Annotated in this window: 7 protein-coding genes; 1 reads left to right on the top strand and 6 read right to left on the bottom strand. The window is 43.5% G+C overall.

Translation table 11 applies throughout. From position 1 onward, the window contains the following. Positions 1-116: 116 nt before the first annotated feature. Both C5471_RS22725 and C5471_RS25130 read right to left on the bottom strand, forming a co-directional pair. Positions 117-503 (bottom strand): hypothetical protein, encoded by a 387-nt coding sequence (locus tag C5471_RS22725; protein WP_133813297.1) that lies wholly within the window; start codon positions 501-503, stop codon positions 117-119. Continuing rightward, positions 491-715 carry a DUF4158 domain-containing protein gene (locus C5471_RS25130; RefSeq protein ID WP_166296481.1) on the bottom strand — a complete coding sequence of 75 codons (225 nt, stop codon included), beginning with the start codon at positions 713-715 and terminating at the stop codon, positions 491-493. Before C5471_RS25130 ends, C5471_RS22725 begins: the two co-directional genes overlap by 13 nt. A 194-nt stretch (positions 716-909) precedes the next feature. On the opposite strand from C5471_RS25130, the gene C5471_RS22715 reads away from it, so the two are divergent. Next, positions 910-1,563, top strand: coding sequence for a recombinase family protein (locus C5471_RS22715; RefSeq protein WP_133813296.1), 654 nt, complete (start codon positions 910-912; stop codon positions 1,561-1,563). 179 nt (positions 1,564-1,742) lie between these two features. Here C5471_RS22715 and C5471_RS22710 read toward each other — a convergent pair whose 3' ends face one another. From C5471_RS22710 to C5471_RS22695, 4 genes are all read right to left on the bottom strand, one after another. Then, the gene (locus tag C5471_RS22710; RefSeq protein WP_133813295.1) at positions 1,743-2,087 is read right to left on the bottom strand and encodes a hypothetical protein; all 345 of its coding nucleotides are present in this window, start codon (positions 2,085-2,087) and stop codon (positions 1,743-1,745) included. Then, positions 2,066-2,230, bottom strand: a complete 165-nt coding sequence (locus C5471_RS22705) for a hypothetical protein (RefSeq protein WP_166296483.1) — start codon at positions 2,228-2,230, stop codon at positions 2,066-2,068. The genes C5471_RS22710 and C5471_RS22705 overlap by 22 nt, the downstream gene beginning before the upstream one ends. Positions 2,231-2,702: 472 nt before the next feature. Beyond that, entirely contained in the window at positions 2,703-3,086 is a 384-nt protein-coding gene (locus C5471_RS22700; protein WP_133813294.1) for a type II toxin-antitoxin system death-on-curing family toxin, read from the bottom strand. After that, positions 3,083-3,307, bottom strand: coding sequence for a type II toxin-antitoxin system Phd/YefM family antitoxin (locus C5471_RS22695; RefSeq protein ID WP_133813293.1), 225 nt, complete (start codon positions 3,305-3,307; stop codon positions 3,083-3,085). The genes C5471_RS22700 and C5471_RS22695 overlap by 4 nt, the downstream gene beginning before the upstream one ends. Between the last annotated feature and the right edge of the window lie 313 nt (positions 3,308-3,620).

Genomic DNA, 3,620 nt, shown 5'->3' with positions numbered 1-3,620 from the left:
CTCCTTGCCTATAGTGACGCCAGATAGATTTAAGCAAGCCCAAAATTCATCAAAATGAGTGTTGCAAAAACGAGGGCGACCATAGATTTTTATGGTCTCCTAAAACGCCATTCGCATCAACTCTGAAAGCGCTTTAAGAATTCGAGCACGCCTTCTTGGTAAGCTTTCCAGTTCGTTGCGCTATCCCAAGGAGCTAAGCTGTCGTTATAAAAAAAATGGTCTTTTTGGGCGTTAAGTAACCCTTCCGTCCCGGAAAGTGTGTGATCATCATAATTGACATATCGAGCATCATAGCCACCAGTTTTCGCCATGAAGCCCAGAGGTTTATATTCACGATTAAGCAGTAAGTATTTACCAGGGGCATGTTCGCGAACTAAGTAAGGTAAGTTAAATCGCATTAGCCATTTCATTGCATCTGCTTTACTATTTTTTAATTTAAAGCCACCGAAATCATTACCAAAGCAATGGGCTACAGTTTCGAGCCTGCTTTTTAACGTTTGCATTTTTTCACCTCAGTTTTCGTAAGCGTTCCAAGTTTGATGCCGTCTGCAAGGATGGTGGTAAGAAGCAGGCGGGTATCGGGACGGGCAATATCATTTCGGCTGGCGGGTTTACGGTGAGCACTGATAAGCGCCAGATCATGTTCACTGAAATACGCCATCCGCTTCAGCGTTAACTCATCGTCCGGTAATGCCAGTAATGATTCTCTTTCCAACAGCGAAAGAATCTGCCTCCGCGCTATATAGGTTTCCTCGTAAATTATTTCATGCGGTATTTTTAACAAAACTGTCTATGGCATAAGGGTACACCCTGATGCCATAGTTAAAACGTGACGGCACTCCAGTAATGACATAACCTATATGCGATAGAATAAATGCAATAACCTAAATGCGATAATATGGTGAAAAAATGTTCATCAGGGCTTATTTGAGAGCATCGACGGAAGATCAATTCGCCGATCGAGCAAAAGATATGCTGGAGCAGTTCGTTCAGGAGCGGGGGCATAAAATCGCCAGCCACTACCGGGAGAATATCAGCGGTACAAAACTTGACCGCCCGGAGCCAGGTCGTTTACTGATGGACAGTCACCGTAATGATATTTTACTGGTCGAGCAGATAGACCGCCTGACCCGCCTGAGCAACAGCGACTGGATGACGCTGAAAAAACAGATCGAACAACATGAACTGCGGATTGTCAGTCTGGATGTGCCCACCTCATGGCAGGCGCTGTCAGATAAAGACCCCTCACAGGCTGACCCGATCACCCGCGCAGTAATAACCGCAATCAATAACATGCTTATCGACCTGATGGCCGCGATGTCGCATCATAAAGACTGGCTGAGCCGCCGTAAGCGGCAAAAACAGGGAATTGAACGAGCACATACGCTGGGTAAATACCGGGGTAAGCAGGCCGATCAGGAGCGACATCAGAAAGTCCTGTACTACCGTCAGGTTAAGAAACTGAGTATCCGGGAAACAGCGGATGCGACAGGTTACAGTCCCTCCCAGATATGCCGCATCCAGGCACTGTACCGACAATCAGATGCAGGTGATTTTGGTTAAGTCATGATTGCTGTATGATGCTGGTGAGTATAACCGTTTATATGTCTGAAGAATTAATGATGGCAAGAGCGCTGGGGCAGCCATAGAGCGCCCAGGCAGTGTAATTATTGTATCTAGATTTCGCTTCCCGGGGCCTTAAAGAGCGGCGGAAGATGAAGGGCTGAGAGCCAGCCCTTAGCTCATCGAGTAAATTCCATAATCATCTTGAAGAAGTTTTCTTGGTTGAACTCAATACGCTGAGCTGGAGCATTGCCTACACCACTAAGGACAATTACCCATCCAGGCAGTTTGCTTATCCTATCTTTCCAGTGGAGATTGAATTTAGATGTGCTTGATGCTGAGCTTGGGTTATGAATGGTCACTTCAAGGCAACCTTTTACTCCCAGGTAGTAGAGACCTTCAGGGATGATTTTTAGTATGTTACCACCATTTTTTAAGGTGAGATCTGATACTTCAAATCGGTCGGTATTCTTGGTTATGTACGTTGCGCTGACACTAGCTATTACTGGCGATCCATCAAACACTTCTTTATCTCTAGAATCAGTGCCTTTGTATCTTCTTGGAACTCTAATACATCACGCTTAAAGGCTTCTTCATCTTCTTTTCGTGCATTGGTATTGGTTTCTAATTTCTGGAAAAACGCGTCTTTTGCTTGACTGCTTGACATTATTGGAATCCTCTTTTTAGGGTACCAATGATATGGGCGAGATTGTTCGTTGTTTCAACCAGTAACCGGCAGGAAATGGCAATAAAATGCCTAATGCTCCCGTGGGAGGCGAATACCTATCAGTCGAAGGATTAAACCCATCGTGTTATACACATCTTTTAAACTTATTTATAAATCAATAGGTTATGCCATAGCCCTGTTTTTCATAACTTTCTGTTTTAAAAGCCTTTTCTAAAGATGTGTATAACGATATGGGATTAAACCACGCCAGCCAGAATTAGCTTCCTTTATGCATCTATGCATCTATGCATCTATGCATCGATAAAGTTCGTTATTTTCATTTTTCAACTTAGTTCATTCAAGGGAAAGCGTTACAGGATCTAAATCTGTAATATGTTTTATTTCACCATTTATTTTTACTGTGTTAATTCCTTCACCTGTCATGATATTACTCCGATAGTTAGCTGTGGAGCTAAAGGATTATCGCCTTTAAATGGTCTGAAACCATCTTCCACGTATATTCACCAGTTGCAGCATTTACAGCGATAATTTGCATTTCATCAAAGGAAATACGTGAGCTAATGATTTTTACACCATTACGTTTTAAAAAGACTTGCGCGACAAATAACGCTGTTCGCTTGTTCGCGTCGTTGAATATATGACCTCGAGCGATGGCTACAAGATACACAGCAGCCAAATCATAAATATCCGTTACCCCCTCGTAATGATGCATATTTAACACACGGTGAATAATGGCATCAGCGCGACCGGGTTCGGACATACCAGCAATGCCACCATCACGCGAAACTAAGCGATCATGAAACTCAATCACTTCCTGTGAACTGACAAGTTTCATCGTTTTGAAAGCTCCGTGTACGCTGTACCATGAGTCTGCATGATCTCCGCAAATTCAGCATCAAGAGCCGCTTTGCGGTAACGCTCGAAAGCATCTTTATCTACCAAGACGGCAGCGCCTCCTTTGCGGCGCTGAATCTCAACAGGCTGATTTTCATCAACTACCCGCTCCAGCAAAGATGCAAGATTGTCGCGGGCATGGCTATAGTTACAAGTAAACATGATTCACTCCTTTTTTGTTCAACTCAATTGTACATGATTGTTGTGCAATAGCAAGTGTGGGAAATATGCGCAGAACTGGACGGAATGACGGTTGTGATCCAGGGCAATCGGATGAATGGATTAATATCAACCAACAAGCATATATTTTAGACAGTCGCAACCAATTTAAGGCGTTGTAGTGCATTTAGTGAACTAAGCAAGCACGTTAAATAGCGAGACCATAAAAATCTATGGTCACCCTCGTTTTTGCAACACTCATTTTGATGAATTTTGGGCTTGCTTAAATCTATCCGGCGTCACTATAGGCAAGGAA

The organism is Photorhabdus tasmaniensis, from assembly GCF_011189505.1.
Taxonomy (GTDB): Bacteria; Pseudomonadota; Gammaproteobacteria; order Enterobacterales; family Enterobacteriaceae; genus Photorhabdus; species Photorhabdus tasmaniensis.
This window is presented reverse-complemented; position numbering and strand designations above follow the sequence as displayed.